This is a genomic window from Silanimonas algicola, assembly GCF_054777375.1.
Genome location: NZ_BAAHAS010000001.1, coordinates 770,229 through 786,511 on the forward strand (window position 1 = coordinate 770,229; position 16,283 = coordinate 786,511).

15 protein-coding genes are annotated in these 16,283 nt (G+C 71.3%); 3 read left to right on the plus strand and 12 right to left on the minus strand.

Annotated features, from left to right (window positions below):
• Nucleotides 1-21 precede the first annotated feature (21 nt).
• From ACYVAK_RS03680 to gpmI, 3 genes are read right to left on the minus strand one after another with little or no spacing between them, the layout of a single operon-like run.
• Nucleotides 22-1,314, minus strand: a complete 1,293-nt coding sequence (locus tag ACYVAK_RS03680) for a S41 family peptidase (protein ID WP_461058080.1) — start codon at nucleotides 1,312-1,314, stop codon at nucleotides 22-24.
• Nucleotides 1,315-1,346: 32 nt separating this feature from the next.
• Nucleotides 1,347-2,486, minus strand: a complete 1,140-nt coding sequence (locus ACYVAK_RS03685) for a murein hydrolase activator EnvC family protein (RefSeq protein ID WP_461058082.1) — start codon at nucleotides 2,484-2,486, stop codon at nucleotides 1,347-1,349.
• Nucleotides 2,487-2,542: 56 nt separating this feature from the next.
• Nucleotides 2,543-4,075 carry a 2,3-bisphosphoglycerate-independent phosphoglycerate mutase gene (gene gpmI, locus ACYVAK_RS03690; RefSeq protein ID WP_461058084.1) on the minus strand — a complete coding sequence of 511 codons (1,533 nt, stop codon included), beginning with the start codon at nucleotides 4,073-4,075 and terminating at the stop codon, nucleotides 2,543-2,545.
• Nucleotides 4,076-4,161: 86 nt separating this feature from the next.
• On the opposite strand from gpmI, the gene ACYVAK_RS03695 reads away from it, so the two are divergent.
• Both ACYVAK_RS03695 and ACYVAK_RS03700 read left to right on the plus strand, forming a co-directional pair.
• On the plus strand, nucleotides 4,162-4,893 hold the full coding sequence (locus ACYVAK_RS03695) for a DUF4097 family beta strand repeat-containing protein (RefSeq protein ID WP_461058086.1): 732 nt from the start codon (nucleotides 4,162-4,164) through the stop codon (nucleotides 4,891-4,893).
• Nucleotides 4,894-4,937: 44 nt separating this feature from the next.
• On the plus strand, nucleotides 4,938-6,605 hold the full coding sequence (locus ACYVAK_RS03700) for a M28 family metallopeptidase (protein WP_461058632.1): 1,668 nt from the start codon (nucleotides 4,938-4,940) through the stop codon (nucleotides 6,603-6,605).
• 108 nt (nucleotides 6,606-6,713) lie between these two features.
• Here the strand turns inward: ACYVAK_RS03700 and ACYVAK_RS03705 are convergent, their stop codons facing one another.
• The 5 genes from ACYVAK_RS03705 to ACYVAK_RS03725 form a co-directional block, all read right to left on the minus strand.
• On the minus strand, nucleotides 6,714-8,618 hold the full coding sequence (locus ACYVAK_RS03705) for a S9 family peptidase (RefSeq protein ID WP_461058088.1): 1,905 nt from the start codon (nucleotides 8,616-8,618) through the stop codon (nucleotides 6,714-6,716).
• 35 nt (nucleotides 8,619-8,653) lie between these two features.
• Complete coding sequence (locus ACYVAK_RS03710; RefSeq protein WP_461058090.1) at nucleotides 8,654-9,709, minus strand: alpha/beta fold hydrolase; 1,056 nt, start codon at nucleotides 9,707-9,709, stop codon at nucleotides 8,654-8,656.
• A 6-nt stretch (nucleotides 9,710-9,715) separates the two neighbouring features.
• Complete coding sequence (locus ACYVAK_RS03715; RefSeq protein ID WP_461058092.1) at nucleotides 9,716-11,581, minus strand: M1 family metallopeptidase; 1,866 nt, start codon at nucleotides 11,579-11,581, stop codon at nucleotides 9,716-9,718.
• Nucleotides 11,582-11,677: 96 nt separating this feature from the next.
• Nucleotides 11,678-12,439 (minus strand): bifunctional demethylmenaquinone methyltransferase/2-methoxy-6-polyprenyl-1,4-benzoquinol methylase UbiE, encoded by a 762-nt coding sequence (gene ubiE / locus ACYVAK_RS03720; protein ID WP_461058094.1) that lies wholly within the window; start codon nucleotides 12,437-12,439, stop codon nucleotides 11,678-11,680.
• Nucleotides 12,440-12,503: 64 nt separating this feature from the next.
• On the minus strand, nucleotides 12,504-12,863 hold the full coding sequence (locus ACYVAK_RS03725; RefSeq protein WP_461058096.1) for a gamma-butyrobetaine hydroxylase family protein: 360 nt from the start codon (nucleotides 12,861-12,863) through the stop codon (nucleotides 12,504-12,506).
• Between the two features lie 147 nt (nucleotides 12,864-13,010).
• Here ACYVAK_RS03725 and ACYVAK_RS03730 point away from each other — a divergent pair, with 147 nt between their 5' ends.
• Entirely contained in the window at nucleotides 13,011-13,586 is a 576-nt protein-coding gene (locus ACYVAK_RS03730; RefSeq protein WP_461058098.1) for a DUF3313 family protein, read from the plus strand.
• A 49-nt stretch (nucleotides 13,587-13,635) separates the two neighbouring features.
• On the opposite strand, the gene xerC is transcribed toward ACYVAK_RS03730, so the two are convergent.
• The 4 genes from xerC to lptM are packed head-to-tail and all read right to left on the minus strand — an operon-like array spanning nucleotide 13,636 to nucleotide 16,280.
• Nucleotides 13,636-14,589, minus strand: coding sequence for a tyrosine recombinase XerC (gene xerC, locus ACYVAK_RS03735; RefSeq protein WP_461058100.1), 954 nt, complete (start codon nucleotides 14,587-14,589; stop codon nucleotides 13,636-13,638).
• Nucleotides 14,586-15,266, minus strand: coding sequence for a DUF484 family protein (locus ACYVAK_RS03740; protein WP_461058102.1), 681 nt, complete (start codon nucleotides 15,264-15,266; stop codon nucleotides 14,586-14,588). Before ACYVAK_RS03740 ends, xerC begins: the two co-directional genes overlap by 4 nt.
• Nucleotides 15,256-16,149 (minus strand): diaminopimelate epimerase, encoded by an 894-nt coding sequence (dapF, locus tag ACYVAK_RS03745; RefSeq protein ID WP_461058104.1) that lies wholly within the window; start codon nucleotides 16,147-16,149, stop codon nucleotides 15,256-15,258. The genes ACYVAK_RS03740 and dapF overlap by 11 nt, the downstream gene beginning before the upstream one ends.
• A complete protein-coding gene (lptM, locus tag ACYVAK_RS03750) occupies nucleotides 16,146-16,280 on the minus strand; it encodes an LPS translocon maturation chaperone LptM (RefSeq protein ID WP_461058106.1) in 135 nt (44 codons plus the stop codon). Before lptM ends, dapF begins: the two co-directional genes overlap by 4 nt.
• Between the last annotated feature and the right edge of the window lie 3 nt (nucleotides 16,281-16,283).

The window sequence follows — 16,283 nt, forward strand, 5'->3', positions numbered from 1 at the left end:
GCGCCATGGCGGCGCATGCCGTCATCCCGCGCCGGCAGGGCGTCGCGCGCTGGCCTGCCGCGCCGCGGCGGCCTGCTTCACGCGTCGAAGCGCCTCCGCCACCGCCGAATCACCCTCGACGATCACGCCGGTGGCGTAGCCGTCGGGCACCTCGGCATCACCGGCGAGGTGGCTGGGCAGGTCCTGCTCGCGAAGGCCGCGGATGGCCGTGCCCGGCAAGGTGACGTCCGGGAGGATGCCGCTGGCCTGGATGGAGCGCCCGGATGGCGTGTAGTAGCGGGCAGTCGTGAGCTTGAGCGCGTCGCCATTGCCAAGGTCGACGACCGTCTGCACCGAGCCCTTGCCGAAACTCCGCGCGCCGAGCAGCAGGGCGCGGCGCTGGTCGCGCAGGGCGCCGGCCACCACTTCCGCGGAGCTGGCCGTGCCGACGTCGAGCAGCACCGCGATCGGGGCTCCCTGCAGGGTGTCGCCGGGGGAAGCGCGATACAGCGTGTTCGAGGCCGCTGTGCGGCCGCGCGTGCTGACGATCAGACCACTTTCCAGGAACAGGTCGGCCACCTCGACGGCTGTGGTGAGCAGCCCTCCCGGGTTGTTGCGCAGGTCGAGCACGAGGCCGGAAAGCGGACCGCCGGAGGCCGCTTGCAGCGCGGCGAGCTGGCGCCTCGACTCATCGCCGGTATCGCCTTCGAAATAGCCGATGCGCAGATAACCGTAACCGGGCTCCAGCAGGCGGCCGCTGACGCTCGACAGCGCAACGCTTTGGCGGACGAGCACGACATCGCGCGGCAGGGCTTCGCCAGGGCGCAGCAGCGACAGCCGCACGCTGGTGCCAGCGGTGCCGCGCAGCGCGCGGGACGGGTCGGCCTCGCGCCGGCTTCCTGCGGGACGGCCGTCGATGGCCACGATGACATCGCCCGTGCGCAGGCCGGCCTTGTGCGCAGGACCGCCCTCGATGGTGCCGACCACCTTGAGGCTGCGGTCAGGCCTGACCTCGACCTCCACGCCGATACCGTCGTACACACCCTGCACGTCCTCGGCCAAGGCGCTGGCGCTGGTGGCCGGCAGATAGGCGCTGTGCGGGTCGAGGTCGGCAAGCAGGGCGCGGATGGCGGACTGCATCAGCGTGCGGTCATCGACCGGGTCGACATAGCCCTCCTGCACCGTGCGGAAGACCTCGACGAAACGCCGGATCTCTTCGAGCGGAACCGACGACGATGGCGCCGGGGCCAGCGGATCGGACGCCGGGCCGGCCTGGGCGAGCACGGGGGACGATGCGGACAGCGCGAGCAGGATCGGAAGGGGGGAAAGTCGCATGGCGTCCACCGGAGAGGCCGCCATTATGCGGCTCAGCGCCACCAGCCGCGCGGATCCACGGGTTGGCCGTTGCGGCGCAGTTCGAAATACAGCGCGGTCTGCGATGCGCCGCCGGAGTCGCCGGCGCGGGCGAGGGTGTCGCCCTGCCCCACCCAGTCGCCCACGCCGCGACTCAGCCTGTCGTTGTGGGCGTAGAGGCTCATCCAGCCGTCGCCGTGGTCGAGGATCAGCAGCAGGCCGTAGCCCTTCAACCAATCGGCATAGGCCACGCGGCCCGGCGCGACGGCGCGCACCGGGGTGCCGCGCGCCACGGCGAAACGCACGCCGTCGCTCTGCAGGCCGCCGGGCAGCGCAGCGCCGAAACGTTCGAGCACCCGGCCCCCCTCCACCGGCAGCGGCAGCTGGCCTCGGCGGCTGGCGAAGGGGCGATCCTCGTCGAGCCGCTTGGGGATATCGGCGATGGCATCGCGCAGTTCCGCCAGCAAGGTCTCCACCGCGCGCTGGTCGCGGCCCAGTGCGGCCAAGCGGGCTTGGCGGTCTTGGAAGGCGGCTTCCAGGCCCGCCAAGGCCTGGCGTCGAGCGCCGCGCTCGTCCTCCAGCGTGGCCAGGGCCGTCGTCGCCGCGGCCGCGACGGTGGCCATCTCGCCTTGCTGGCGCCGGACGTCGGCGGTCAGCGTCGCGAGCGCATCAAGCTCGGCCAGCACGCCCTGCACGCGACGCGCGCGATCGGCCTGCACATGGCGATGGTAGGCCAGCGCACGCCCCATCGCGCCGACCTGGTCCTGCGCCAGCAGCAGCTTCAACTGCTCGTGCCGACCCGCGGCATAGGCGGCACGCACCAGCCGGGCCAGCACCTCGCGTTGGCCCTTGAGGGCGTCGGCGAGTGCGGCGCGCTCCGCCTCCTTCGCGGCCAGGGCCTCGGCAAGCCGCGCCTGATCGGCTTCGGCGGCATCGACCGCCTGTTGCGCTTCGGCCACGCGGGCGTCGGCTTGGCGCAGGGCGGACAGCGTCTCGGACTTTTCGGCCTCCACGCGCTTCTGCTGCTCGACCAACGCCGCCACGCGCCGTTTCAGCGCATCGAGCTGGGCCTGCGCTTCGGCCTCGCGCGCCGCACGCTGTGGATCCGCAGGCTGCGCTAAGGACGGCGCGGCCCCGAGGGCGGCGAACGCCATCAGCCCGGCGAAGGCTCGGCCAGCCCACCGGCGCGCCGGCCTCGCGCGCGGGACCGTCAAGCGATCTGCACCAGCGATTCGCCGGTCATCGCCGCCGGCTTCGGCAGGCCCATCAGCCGCAGCACGGTCGGCGCGATGTCGCGCAGCGCACCGCCGGCGCGCAGCGTGGCCTTGCGCCCGACGTAGACGAAGGGCACCGGCCCGACGGTGTGCGCCGTGTGCGGCTGGCCCGTTTCCGGGTCGCGCATCATCTCGAGGTTGCCGTGGTCGGCGGTGACGAGCATCTCGCCGCCGACGGCCTCGATGGCCTCGCGCAGGCGGCCGAGCGCGGTGTCGACGGCCTCCGCCGCCTTGATCGCCGCGGCCAGGTCGCCGGTGTGGCCGACCATGTCCGGGTTCGCGATGTTGCAGGCGATGAAGTCGACCTCGCCGCCGCGGATGGCGGCGACGAGCTTGTCGGTGAGTTCGGGGCAGCTCATCTCCGGCTGCAGGTCGTAGGTGGCGACCTTCGGCGAAGGCACGAGCTCGCGCGTCTCGCCCGGCAGCAGGGCCTCGCGGCCACCGCTGAAGAAAAAGGTGACATGCGCGTACTTCTCGGTCTCGGCGATGCGCAGCTGCTTCAAGCCGGCGGCGGCGATCACTTCGCCCAGCGTGTCGCGCAGGTCTTCCGGCGCATAGGCCACCTTCGCCGGCAGCTCGGACGAATACTCGGCCATGCCGACGAAGCGCGACAGCGCGATGGCACGCGGCTTGGCGAAGCCCTCGAAGCCCGGCACGGTGAACGCCGCGGTGATCTGGCGGGCGCGGTCGGCGCGGAAGTTGAAGAACACCACGGCGTCGCCATCGCGCATCGGCGCGGCACCGTCGATGACCGTCGGCTTCACGAACTCGTCGTTCTCGCCGCGGGCGTAGGCGGCCTCGAGCGCCGCCAAGCCGTCCGCTGCGCGGAACCCGGCGACGCCTTCGGTGATCGCGCGGTAGGCCGCCTCGACGCGCTCCCAGCGCTGGTCGCGGTCCATGGCGTAGTAGCGGCCCGACACGGAGGCGAGGTGTGCGTTGCCAGCCTTGGCCATCACCTCGGCCAGCGCGCGCAGCGAGGCCTCGGCGGAGCGCGGCGGCATGTCGCGGCCGTCGAGGAAGGCGTGCACGGCGACGCGCGCCACGTCCTCGCGCTTCGCCAGCTCGATCAGTGCGAACAGGTGGGCCTCGTGCGAGTGCACGCCGCCCGGCGAGAGCAGGCCCATCAGGTGCAGCGTGCCACCCGCGTCGCGGGCCGCGCGGCAGGCGGCGAGCAGCTCGGGGTTGCGGAAGAAGTCGCCACTCTCGATCTCGGCATCCACCCGGGTGAGGTCCTGGTAGACGATGCGGCCGGCGCCGATGTTCATGTGGCCGACTTCGGAATTACCCATCTGCCCGTCCGGCAAGCCGACGAACTTGCCCTCGGTGTGGACGAGGGTGTGCGGGCACTCGGCCAGCAGGCGGCGCCAGTGCGGGACGCGGGCCAGAGCGATGGCGTTGTCGGCCGTGGCCTCGCGATGGCCCCAGCCATCGAGGATCAGCAGGAGGACGGGTTTCGGACGCGACGCCATGACCTTTGCACCAGTGACGAAAGGGAGGCGACAAGTCTAGCGGGCGGGCGGCAACATGGCCCCGTCATCCCGACCCGGAGCACGCCATGCGCCATCCCGTCCGCCTCAGCCCGCTGGTCATCGCCCTGGCCCTCGCCGTCGGCGCCGGTCACGCCCTGGCCGACACCCCGCCCAGTGAATCGAAGGTGCTGGGCAGCATCACCGCGCAGGCCGGCCAGGCCTACGACAGCCTGGATTCGGTGAACGGTGGCATCCGCATCCAGCGCGGCGCCACCGTGCGCAGTGCCGAGACCGTCAATGGCGGTATCAGCATCGACGAGGGTGCGAACGTCGGCAGCGCCGAGACCGTGAATGGCGGCATCAGCATCGCCGGCAAGGTGAAGCTGGGGAGCGCGGAGACGGTGAACGGTGGCATCAGCCTCGACGACGACGGCGAAGTGTCCGGCGATCTCGAGACCGTCAACGGCGCCATCCGCATCGGCGCCCGCAGCGTGGTGGCCGGCGAGGCCGAGACCGTCAACGGCGGCATCCGCCTCGATGGTGGCACGGTGCGCGGCGTGCTGCGCACCGTCAACGGCGACATCACCCTGACCCGCGGGGCCGAGGCCGGCGGCATCGAGATCGAGGAACCGAACCGCGGCTGGTGGAATTGGGGCGGCGAGAAGCTGCCGCGCGTCGTGATCGGCCCGGAGGCCAAGGTGAACGGCCCGATGGTCTTCAAGCGCGAGGTGCGGCTGTTCGTGCACGCCACCGCCACCGTCGGCGAGGTGCGCGGCGCCACGGCGGTGCGCTACGAGGGCGAAGACGCGCCCGAGTAGGCGGCCTAGAATCGGGGACGTTTCCACGTTGGAGTGTCCCCGTGATGCGATCCACCCTGATGGCGGGCGTCGCCCTCCTCACCAGTGCGGCCGCCTGCGCCACGCCGGTTCCGCCCGCCGCCGCCACCGCGACGGCCCAGCACAGCTTCGGGCCCGAGATCTCGGCCGAGGACTTCAGTGCCCACGTGCGCACCCTCGCCAGCGACGAGTTCGCCGGCCGCTCGCCGGGCGGCATCGGCGAGACCAAGACCGTCGAGTACCTGATCGCCCAGCTGCAGCGCCTCGGCCTGAAGCCCGGCAACCACGGCTCGTGGACGCAGGACGTCCCGATGACCGAAACCAAGGCCGACGACAAGACCAGCACCTTCACGCTCACCACGGCCAAGCAGACGCTGGCGCCGGCCATTGGTCCCGAGGTGGTGGTCGGCACGCGCACCGGCCAGCCGGAGGTGACCATCGACGCCAGCGAGCTGGTGTTCGTCGGCTACGGTGTCAACGCACCGGAGGCCGGCTGGAACGACTACGACGGCCTCGACGTGAAGGGCAAGACGGTCGTGATGCTGATCAACGACCCGGGCTTCCACGTCGGCAGCGCCGAGCTGTTCGGCGGCAAGCGCATGACCTACTACGGGCGTTGGACCTACAAGTTCGAGGAAGCCGCCCGCCAGGGCGCCGCCGCGGCGCTGATCATCCATGACGACGCCGGCGCGGCCTACCCGTGGGAAGTGGTGCAGAACAGCTGGGGCGGCCCGCAGTTCGACCTGCCACCGAGCGAGGACCCGGAACCGCGCCTGCCGGCGCAGGGCTGGATCAACGCCGCCACGGCCGACGCGCTGTTCGCCGACGCTGGCCTCGACTTCGAGGCGATCCGCACGGCCGCCAACCAGCCCGGCTTCAAGGCGGTGCCGCTGAAGGCGACGTTCTCGCTGTCGCTGAAGAGCAGCTCGCGCACCGCGACCTCGCAGAACGTCATCGCCATGCTGCCGGGCACCACGCATCCGGACGAGGCCATCGTCTATACCGCGCACTGGGACCACCTCGGCCGCAACTTCTCCGGCGTGGGCGATCGCATCTTCAACGGCGCCATCGACAACGCCACCGGCGTGGCCGGCGTGCTGGAGATCGCGGAAGCGTTCACGGTGCAGCGCCCGGCACCGGAACGCAGTCTGGTCTTCCTGTTCGTGACGCTGGAGGAGTCCGGCTTGCTTGGCTCGAAGTACTACGCCGCGCATCCGGCCATCCCGCTGGAAAAGACCGTCGCCGTCATCAACCTCGACGCGATGAGCGTCGTCGGCCCGTCGAAGGAGCTGGTCGTCATCGGCCTCGGCAACTCGACGCTCGATGACGTGGCCCGCTCCTTCGCCGAAGCGCAGGACCGCGTGCTGATGGAGGAGAGCGAGCCGCAGAACGGCTATTTCTTCCGCTCCGACCACTTCAACTTCGCCAAGGCCGGCGTGCCGGCGCTGTACGCCAAGGGCGGCGTCGACCACCGCGAGAAGGGCCGCGAATTCGGCCTCGCGTGGATGGCCGACTACACCGCGGTGCGCTACCACAAGGTCGGCGACAACTACGACGCGAGCTGGGACCTGCGCGGCACCATGCAGGACCTGCAGCTGCTCTACGGGGTGGGCCGCACGCTGGGAAGCAATCGCGAGTGGCCGAACTACGTGGAAGGCAACGCCTTCCGCAAAGTGGAACAGCGCGGGCAGTAATCGTTCGGCGGGCCCGTCCTGCGAACCAACGAAACGAAGAACGGGCGCCGCGAGGCGCCCGTTTCCATTTCCGGCCGCGCGTCGGCGGCGGGGCCGCCGGCGCTCGGCTCAATCGGCCTTGCGGACGTGGGTGTCGAGGAACGCCAGGTAGGCCTCCTGCGCGGTGATGCGGTTCTCGCGACGCAGGAACCCATGCCCCTCGTCGGGGAACAGCACGTACTCCACGGGCACGTTGTTGGCGCGCGCCGCCGCCACCAGTTCGTCCGACTCGACCTGCAGCACGCGCGGGTCGTTGGCACCCTGCACCACGAGCATCGGACGCACGATGTTCTTCGCGTGGAACAGCGGCGAGATGCGGCGATGGCGCTCGGCGTCGGTCGCCGGATCGCCCATCTCGTCGTAGAGCGCCTGCCGCTGCGCGCCCCACCACGCGGGGATCGATTCCAGCGTGCGCACCCAGTTGGTGACGCCGAAGATGTTGATGCCGGCTTCGAAGGCTTCCGGATGGAAGGTGAGCGCCGCTGCCGTGATGTAGCCACCGTACGAGCCGCCCATCACCGCCACCTGGTCGTCGGCCACCCAGTCCTGCGCGCGCAGCCAGTCGCCGCCGGCGACGATGTCGCGCAGGTCGGCCTCGCCGTGCCGGCGGTCATCCATGTGGAAGAAGGTCTTGCCATAGCCCGAAGAGCCGCGGTTGTTGGCGCCGAGCACGGCATAGCCGTGGTTGACGAGGTGCTGGACCATCGCGCTGTAGCCGCGGCGCGTCTGCCCGCCGGGGCCGCCGTGCACCAGCACGACCGCCGGCACCGGGGTCGCCGCGGACGCGCCCTTCGGACGGTAGAGCACCGACGGGATCTGAACGCCGCCCTCGGCCGTGTAGCGGACGATGGTCGCCTCGACGAGGTGCGACTCGTCGATGGCCGGATTCAGCGCCGAGGTGAGCCGGCGCACCTTGCGGTCGGCGAGGTCGGCGACGAAGACATCGGCGGGCGAGGTGTCGGAGGCCACGGTGAACGCCATCCGCGATTCATCCGGCGAGAAGCGCACGCCACCGATATCGCCATCGGGCAGGCCGTCGAAGGTGAGCGGCTGGCCGTCGCGGGTGTCGAGGATGGCCAGGGCGGTGCTGGCATCGGCATTGATGGCCGAGACCCGGTAGCGACCGCTCGGCGACCACGATACGAACATCACGTCCCAGTCGGCCTCGATCAGCGGCGCCTGCTTGCCCGAAGCGAGGTCATGCGTCCAGGCCTGGTTGAACTCGCCGTGCGCGTTGGTGGCGAACACCAGCGTCTTCGCGTCCGGCGTGAAGCCATAGACGCTGGTCGACACCGCGCCCTCGCCCGGGGTGACCAGCGCGGGCTTGCCGTCGCCCTCCAGATCGACGAGGTACACATCGGAATCCGCCGAGGTGTTGGGCTTTTCCAGGGCGACCCAGCGGCCGTCGTTCGAGACCTCGGCCGGCAGGAAGCCGCCGGGGTTCTGGAACAGCACGCGATGCTCGAAGGTCGTCGTGTCGTAGGCGAGCACGTCGAAGGCCTGCGGGTCGCGGGCGTTCGAGGTGATCCACAGCGTCTTGCCGTCCGGGCTCAGGCCGGCGAAGCCGGCCTTGAGCTTCTCGCCGGGCGTGAGGTCGCGCAGCGTGCCGTCGGGCTCGCGCAAGTACACATGCGTCAGCTCGTTGCCACCCTTGTCGCCCTGCACCAGCACGCGCCCGTCCGGCAGGTAGCTGGCGGCGAACAGCGCATCGGTGGTCGACGCGGTGAGCGGCACCGGAGCGCCGCCAGCCACCGGCAGCGCGTAGGCGTTGAACACGCCGGTGGCGTCGGAGCTGATCAACAGCGACGTGCCGTCGGGCGAGAACGTGAGTCCGCCGGCATCGGCCACGCGGAAGCTGGTGGTGTCGAAGAACTGCGCGGCCGTGTATTTCGGACCGGCCTCGGCAGCGGCGGCCTCGACCGGCAGGACGCCGGCGAGCAGGAAAACGGCGGACAGAACGGCGGTGGCACGCATCGGCGGGACTCCCGGTGTGGAAATGCCCGCCGAGCCTACCCCGCTGCCGGCAGGACGCGACGGGGCCGATGGTCACGCAGAGGCATGACGGACGGCTCAGCCCCTGGAGGCAAGGACACCGCGACCTGCGCCCTCAGCGCCTCGGCCACCTCGTCCATCGCCGCCATCATCGGCATGTGTCCGCAGCCTGGGAGCATCACCGTGCGCGACTCGGGCAGGCCGGCAGCGAACAACGCGGCCGCGCTCGGATCGATCACGCGATCGTCGTCGCACCACAGCAGCAACGTCGGTGCGCGGATGTCGCCGAGCAGGGGATGGACCGCGAACGCCTCGTCGCCGCGCAGGCGATCGAGCACCGCCACCTCGAAATCATGTTCCGCGATTCGCCTGGCGATCAGCGCGCGGTCGGCCGGCCAGGGAACGATCGGCGGATCGGTGAACACGAGACCGAGGTAACGGTCGAGCGTGGCGCGGTCCGCCACGGCGAACGGATGGCCCCCTTCGAGCACGGCGCGACCGAACTCGTTCGGCGCGAACGGCACGCCCGCCGCCGACAGCAGGGCAAGGCGCTGCACCCGCCCGGGATGCCGGGCCGCCACCAGGCCGGCGATGTGCCCCCCCATCGAGTGGCCCACGAGGAGCGCCGGCGGACGAGGCAGCGTGTCCAGCCAGGCAGCGATCCGTTCGGACTGCGCCACCACGCCGTAATCAGCGCCGGGATCGCGATCGCTCTCGCCCCAGCCGGGCAGGTCCGGCGCGATCACGCGATGCGTGGCCGAAAGCTCGGCCATCAGCGGCAGCCAGTTCTCCTTGGCGCCGGTGAATCCGTGCAGCAGCACCACCAGCGGGGCATCGGCGGGTCCGGCCTCGAGCTGCACGATGCGTTGTCCGTCCACCTCGACGCTGTGGACGTCGGCACCGGCCTGCAGCCGCTGCACGGCGAACCAGCCCTGCAGCGCCCACTCCGGCCGCCACGCGAACAGGCCGATGACGATCAGGGCATCGAGGGCCAGCGCCACGACGAGGATCGTGCGGCGCCGCAGGCCTCGCGGCGCACCGGACGACACGGCCGGCAGACGCGCAGCGCGCATCGCGGCCTACTTCGCCGCCGCGTCGAGCACGGCCTGCACGGCACCGCGGGTGATCGGGTGGTAGCCCGCACTGGCCTGCTGCAGCACCTGGCGCGCGAACGCGAGGCCATCCGGCGTCTCGGCCAGCGCCACGTAGCTCGGCAGGACCAACTTGCGGCGGCCCACCTTGCGCAGGAACTGCGCCAAGGCCGGGCGGGCCTCGAAGTAGCCGGCGCGCACGGTGATCGGGTACCAGCGTTGGGCGATCTCGCCGTTCGCCGTGCCGGTGAAGCGGAAGGCGCCGTCAAGCTCGAGAAGACGGCTGGCATCGATATCCTCCGGCAGGCCCTCGAGGAAGTGCACCCATTCCTGAGTGATCCATTTCGCCGTGTCGAGCTCGGCCACGGCGCGACGGCGCTCCAGCCAGTCGGCGCGGGCGGCATCGACGGCGGCGAGGCGCGGGGAGGTCGCGGCGACAGCGGTCTCCGGCAGGCCGGGGCCGGCGATCCAGGCGGCCAGCTCGGCCTCGGTGAGCTTGCCCGGGTTCTTCGCGATGAGCTCGCGACGCAGGAAAGCAAGGAAGTCGTCGGTGGTGACGCTCTTGAACGCGTGCTCGTCGAACCACTTCCGCAGGAAGGGGTCGAAGACCTCGCGACCGTAGCGGCCCTCGAGAAAGGACAGGAACCACTGCCCCTTGATGTAGGCCACGTCGGTGAGGGCTTCGTCCGGATCGCGCCCCGGCGACGGCGGCAGCGCCAGCACCTGCTGGGCCGGGGGCAGCGCGGCCAGCTCGGCGCGCAGGCCGGTCTGGCTGACCACGTCCTCCATGTCGGCCTGCTCGCGGCCGTAGACGGCCTCGACGATGCGGTTCTCCACGTAGCTGGTGAAGCCCTCGTTGAGCCACATGTCCTTCCAGCTGGCATTGGTGACGAGGTTGCCCGACCACGAATGCGCGAGTTCATGCGCGATCAGCGAGACCAGCGACTTGTCGCCGGTGATCACCGTCGGCGTGATGAAGGACAGGCGCGGGTTCTCCATGCCGCCGAACGGGAAGCTGGCCGGCAGGATCAGCAGGTCGTAGCGCTCCCAGCGGTACGGGCCGTAGAGCGCCTCGGTGGCGACGATCATCTTTTCCGTGTCGCTGAACTCGGCCGCGGCGCGGTCGAGCACCGGGGCCTCGGCCCAGACGCCGGCGCGGTCGGAGATCGCCTTGAAGCGGAAATCGCCGACGGCGATCGCCAACAGGTAGCTGGGAATCGGCTGCGCCATCGTGAAGCGGTAGTCGCCATCGGCTTCGGCGGCCGGGTCGTTGTCGGCGCTCATCAGGGCCATCAGGCCCGGCGCCGTGCGGATGCGCGCCGTGTAGGTGAAACGCACGCCCGGTGTGTCCTGCAGGGGCACCCAGCTGCGGGCATGGATGGCCTGCGACTGGCTGAAGAGCAGCGGCAGCTTGCCGCCGGCCGTCATGGCCGGCGTCATCCACTGCAGGCCCGAAGCCTCCGGCGACGTACGGTAGCGGATGCGCACCGCATCCATCCGGGACGGCAATGACACGGTGAGCGTGCTGCCGAAGATCGCGTCGCGCTCGGCGAGGCTGAACTCGACGCGCTGCCAGCGGCCGTCACCCTTCCGGGCCTGCACGCGCTCGATGGCGAGGTCGCGGGTGTCGAGTCGAAGTTCCGCCGGGCCCGACGCCGCCGGGTCGGCCCACGCCAGCGCGTGGACGACCTCGCCCGACAGGGTGCGCGCCGGGAAATCCACGCGGAGATCCAGCGCCATGGCGCTGATGCGCACGACCGTGGGCTGGGCGGCGCTGTGCTCGTCGTGCGCACGATCGGCCGACTGGGCGACCGCCGCGAAGAGTGCGAAGGCGAAGGCGAGGATCAAGCGCATGCGGGCAGGGCCATCCGGGGAATCACTGCAGTTTACTCAAAGCCCGGCGCGGCCCCTTGCCGCCTGCCGACGCCAAGGTGTGGAAAGGCCGCGGCCTCAGACGCGGTAGCCGGAGTGGATGGCGCAGATGCCGGCGCTGAGGTTGCGGTAGTCGCAGCGTTCGAAGCCGGCCTCGGCCATCATCGCCTTGAGTTCGTCCTGCGGCGGATGCTTGCGGATGCTTTCCGCGAGGTACCGGTAGCTGGCCGAATCGTTGGCGAACAGCTGGCCGAGGCGCGGCAGCACCTTGAAGCTGTGGAAGTCGTAGACCGGCTTGAACCACTCCGGCTTCACCTCCGAGAACTCCAGCACGAGGGCGCGGCCGCCGAGCTTGAGCACGCGGCGCATCTCGCGCAGGGCCTTGGCCTTGTCGGTGACGTTGCGCAGGCCGAAGGCGATGGTGACGAGGTCGAAGCTGGCGTCCGGGAAAGGCAGCGCCTCGGCGTTCAGCTGCACCCAGCGCAGGCCGCGCACGAGGCCGCGGTCGGTGAGCCGGTCGCGGCCGACGCCGAGCATCGCCGCGTTGATGTCGCCGACCACCACTTCGCCCGAATCGCCGACGCGCTCGTGCAGCAGCGCGGCGATGTCGCCGGTGCCGCCGGCGAGGTCGAGCACGCGGTCGCCCTTCGCCACGCCCGAGGTGGCTACGAAGTAGCGCTTCCACACCCGATGCACGCCGAGGCTCATCAGGTCGTTCATCAGGTCGTACTTGCCGGCCACCGACGAGAAGACCTCGCGCACCAGGCCGGCCTTCTCGGCGGTGGGTACGTCGCGGAAGCCGAAATGGGTGGTGCCGCCGTCGCGGGGTTCGCTGTTCATGCGGACGATTATCCCACCACCGGCGGCAAGGCGGCGTTTCCGAAAGGGGGCGGGGCCCTGCCGCTCAGACCGGGTCGCGCGACAAGCCCGCGGCGGCGAGCGCGGCCTCGTAGGTTTCCCATCGCGCGTGATGCTCCCGGCCCAGTTCGTACAGGTAGGCCCAGGTGTACAGGCCGGTGGCGTGGCCGTCGCTGAAACGCAAGGCGATCGCGTAGTGGCCCACCGGCTCGACGGCGTCGATGGCGACCTCGCGTTTCCCGGCGACGAGGATCTTCTGTCCGGGAGCGTGCCCCTGCACCTCGGCACTCGGCGACTCCACCCGAAGGTACTCGGCGGGCAGGCGGACGACGGCACCGTCGTCGAAGGTGAGCTCGAGGACGCGGGAGGCTCGATGGAGAGTGATGGCAGTGGGGCGGGCGCTCATGCGCAGATTGAACCAGACCGCCGCGCCCGGCGTCGCCCAGCGAGGCGGATTCAGCGACGTCAGCGCCGGCTGAACACCCCGCGGGCAGTCAGGCTGGTGAAGGCAGCGGAGGACTATGCTCGGGCGATCCCCCGCCGGAGACCCGCCATGCGCAAGCCCCTCCTCGTCGCCCTCGTGCTGATCGCGACGCCCGCCCTGGCCTTCGACCAGGCCCAGGTGATGCAGCCCGCCGCGCTGTCGAACGTGCAAAGCGTCCACATCGCGCCCGTCGCGGTCGAGCTGCCCGCCGCCCGCCGCGCCGGCGCCCGCGGCGACGAGCCGCGCCCGGTCGCCCCGCGGGACGCCGAGGCGAAGGCCGCGGACCTGACCGCCGCGCTGCGGCGCGGATTCGAGAAAGAGTTCACGGTGGTCGATGCGCCGGGCCCCGGCGTGCTCGTGGTCGAGGCCACGCTGACCCGCCTCGAGGCCAGCCGCCCGACGATGGCCGACTACCATCGCGAGCCGGGCTTGGGCTTCGAATCCGTCTACGCTGGCGGTGCCGCCGTCGAGGTGCGCCTGTCGCGCGACGGCAGCGACATCGCCGTGCTCAAGGACCGCTACGTCGGCAGCTTCGCCGACGGGGCGCCGCGCATCGGCGTTTGGCAGGACACCGACCGCGCGTTCTCGCGTTGGTCGCGCCAGCTGCCGGACTGGGTGGCGCAGCCAGTGACCGCGTCCCGCTGAGTCGGCGCGGGATCACGGAAGGCCCGGAGCGATCCGGGCCTTCGTCGTTTCAGGGCTTCCGCTTCGCGCGAGGATGCGCGACGTCGTAAACCCGGGCCAGATGCTGGAAATCGAGATGGGTGTAGATCTGCGTGGTCGCGATGTTCGCGTGGCCCAGCAGCTCCTGCACGCCGCGCAGGTCGCCGGAGCTTTCCAGCACGTGGCTGGCGAAACTGTGCCGCAGCAGGTGCGGATGCACGCGCTTCCAGACGCCCTGGCGCATCGCCAGCTCGCGCACGCGCTTCTGCACCGCACGCGGGCTGATGGGCCCGCCGTCGCGACCGGGGAAGACCGGGCGGGCGCCGGGGGACGCGACGCCGGACGACGGCCCCCGGGCGGAGGTCGCCTCGCTCGCCGCCCAAGCGGCCAGCGCCTCGCGCGCATGCCGGCCGACCGGCACGATGCGCGTCTTGCGGCCCTTGCCGAGCACGCGCACTTCGCCACCCGCGAGGTCGAGATCGCCCCAGCGCAGTGCGCAGAGCTCCGACACGCGCAAGCCCGAGGAGTAGAACAGCTCCATCATCGCGCGGTCGCGCAGGCCGAGCGGCGCGTCAGTGGGCACTTCGACGAGCTGGCCCATCTCGTCGGCATCCAGCACCTGTGGCAGCTTGCGCGGTGCCTTCGGCCCGCGCAGGCCTGCGCTCGGATCGAGGGCGATCTCGCCGTGCTTCATCAGCCAGCGGAAGAGCGCACGGCAAGCCGAGAGCCGCCGCTGCACGCTGGGCGGCGAGAGGCCTCGGGCGTGCTCGTCCGCGACGAAAGCGCGCAGCGCGAGCCCATCGATTCGACCCCAGTCCGCGATGCCCTGCGCACCGGCCCAAGCGCGCAGCGCCGCGAGGTCGCGGCGATAGGCGTCGAGGGTATGGGGGGATGCCTGCTTCTCCACCGCCAGGTGGTCGACGAACCGGGCGAGCGCCGCGTCGAGGGCCTGCCCTCCCACGTCGCCGGCCGCGCTCCGGTTCATCGCTGCGCGAAGCGCCCCATCGCGGTCGCGAGGGCCTCGGCCATCATCCGCAGGAAGAGCGTGCCCATGCCGGGGAAGAAGCGGTTCGGATCGACGCTGCCCACCGCAACCAGCCCCACGCCGGACACCGGCAGCACGGCGCAGGAGGCGGCACGGTCCGCGGTGTCGCCGAACAGGAGCGCCTGACGCTCCGGCGACAGGCGCCCACAAAGCGGCTCACCGGTCGCGATCGTCTCCTGGAAGGACGCCATCCGCGGATCGGAGGCGGGCACGACCCGACACCACGAAGCCTCGCCGAGACCGGCGACGGGCGCGAGCAGCGTGGCCTGCACGGCGTCGCCGGCGAAATCCTCGCCGAGCACCGCGACCATCGCCCGCAGCGTGTCGGCGGCGGAACCAGCCCGCATCAAGGCGAGAGTGAGCTGGTGGGCGCGCACCGCAAGACGCTCGTTGTCCTGCGCATTGGCGGACAACTCGTGCAGCCGTCGCGTCAACTCGCGGTTCTTCTCGCGCAGCACTTCCAGCTGGTAACCCGCCAGCGAGGCACTCGCGCCGCCATCCTTCGGCACGACGAGCGTGACGGCCAGATCGGGGAACTGTTCGAGGAAGCGGGGGTGGCGGCGCAGCCACTGCGCCACTTCATGCGCCTCGCTGCGTGCGTTGCGTTCATCGGCCATTGGCGTCGACTCCCTCATCCCACCACTCTCCCTCGAAGACGAACGCGGCCGGGCCGCGCATGGCGACCGGCGCGTCGTCGGACGGCCAGTCGATGTGCAGGGTGCCGCCAGGCAGGTCGACGCGCACGGCGCGGCCGACGCGCCCCTGGCGCACGAGGACGGCCACCGCGGCGCAGGCGCCGCTGCCGCAGGCGAGCGTCTCGCCGACGCCCCGCTCGAAGACGCGAAGGGCGATGTGGTCGGACGCCCGCACCTCGGCGAACCCGACATTGACGCCGTCGGGGAAGCGGCCGCTGCGCTGGAGCCACATGCCGATGCCAGCGACATCGACCGCGCCCAAGGCGTCACCGGGTGCCGCCCTGGCGGCCACTTCGATCACGGCGTGCGGATTGCCCATCGACACGGCACCGAAGGCCAGGGGGCCGAACGCGCCGTCGGCGACGTAGCGCGCCGCCTCGGAGGGGGCGAGCAACGGGATGCGTTCCGGGGCGAAGTGCGGCACGGACATCTGGACACGGACGCTGCCGTCGTCCAGCGCCTCGGCCTCGACGCGGCCGGCGGGACTGCCCATCACGAAGCGCGCCGTTCGGGCGCTGCCGTCGCGGCGGAGCCATGCGGCCACGCAGCGCGCCCCGTTGCCACACTGGCCGGCGGCGCTGCCGTCGGCATTCCAGATGCGATAGTCAGCGACCGCGTCCGGCGCCGTCGGGGGCTCGATCGTCAGCAACTGGTCGAACCCCACGCCGCGATGGCGGTCGGCCATCCGCGCGGCCTGGGACGGCGTGGGCGGCGGCGCGCCATCGCGCAGGTCGAGAACGACGAAATCATTGCCGGCGCCGTGCATCTTGCTGAAGCGGCGGCGCGGCGGCGCCGGACGGCTCATCCGGCCGCCGCTCCGGCGTCCAAGGCCATCGCGGGCCCGGGCTCGGGGCGAACGAGGTCGCCCTTGTTGCCGCAGGCGGCGAGCAGGGCGCAGGCGAGAAGCAACGACAGCAGCAGGCGGAGGGTCTTCATGCG

Bases quoted from the DNA above. Each gene is read 5' to 3' on its own strand.
- gpmI (WP_461058084.1), bottom strand. From the start codon at position 4,075: ATGGCGTCGCGTCCGAAACCCGTCCTCCTGCTGATCCTCGATGGCTGG.
- xerC (WP_461058100.1), bottom strand. From the start codon at position 14,589: ATGAACCGGAGCGCGGCCGGCGACGTGGGAGGGCAGGCCCTCGACGCG.
- ACYVAK_RS03715 (WP_461058092.1), bottom strand. From the start codon at position 11,581: ATGCGCTTGATCCTCGCCTTCGCCTTCGCACTCTTCGCGGCGGTCGCC.
- ACYVAK_RS03725 (WP_461058096.1), bottom strand. From the start codon at position 12,863: ATGAGCGCCCGCCCCACTGCCATCACTCTCCATCGAGCCTCCCGCGTC.
- ACYVAK_RS03710 (WP_461058090.1), bottom strand. From the start codon at position 9,709: ATGCGCGCTGCGCGTCTGCCGGCCGTGTCGTCCGGTGCGCCGCGAGGC.
- ACYVAK_RS03740 (WP_461058102.1), bottom strand. From the start codon at position 15,266: ATGGCCGATGAACGCAACGCACGCAGCGAGGCGCATGAAGTGGCGCAG.
- ACYVAK_RS03680 (WP_461058080.1), bottom strand. From the start codon at position 1,314: ATGCGACTTTCCCCCCTTCCGATCCTGCTCGCGCTGTCCGCATCGTCC.
- dapF (WP_461058104.1), bottom strand. From the start codon at position 16,149: ATGAGCCGTCCGGCGCCGCCGCGCCGCCGCTTCAGCAAGATGCACGGC.
- ubiE (WP_461058094.1), bottom strand. From the start codon at position 12,439: ATGAACAGCGAACCCCGCGACGGCGGCACCACCCATTTCGGCTTCCGC.
- ACYVAK_RS03685 (WP_461058082.1), bottom strand. From the start codon at position 2,486: ATGGCGTTCGCCGCCCTCGGGGCCGCGCCGTCCTTAGCGCAGCCTGCG.
- ACYVAK_RS03730 (WP_461058098.1), top strand. From the start codon at position 13,011: ATGCGCAAGCCCCTCCTCGTCGCCCTCGTGCTGATCGCGACGCCCGCC.
- lptM (WP_461058106.1), bottom strand. From the start codon at position 16,280: ATGAAGACCCTCCGCCTGCTGCTGTCGTTGCTTCTCGCCTGCGCCCTG.
- ACYVAK_RS03700 (WP_461058632.1), top strand. From the start codon at position 4,938: ATGCGATCCACCCTGATGGCGGGCGTCGCCCTCCTCACCAGTGCGGCC.
- ACYVAK_RS03695 (WP_461058086.1), top strand. From the start codon at position 4,162: ATGCGCCATCCCGTCCGCCTCAGCCCGCTGGTCATCGCCCTGGCCCTC.
- ACYVAK_RS03705 (WP_461058088.1), bottom strand. From the start codon at position 8,618: ATGCGTGCCACCGCCGTTCTGTCCGCCGTTTTCCTGCTCGCCGGCGTC.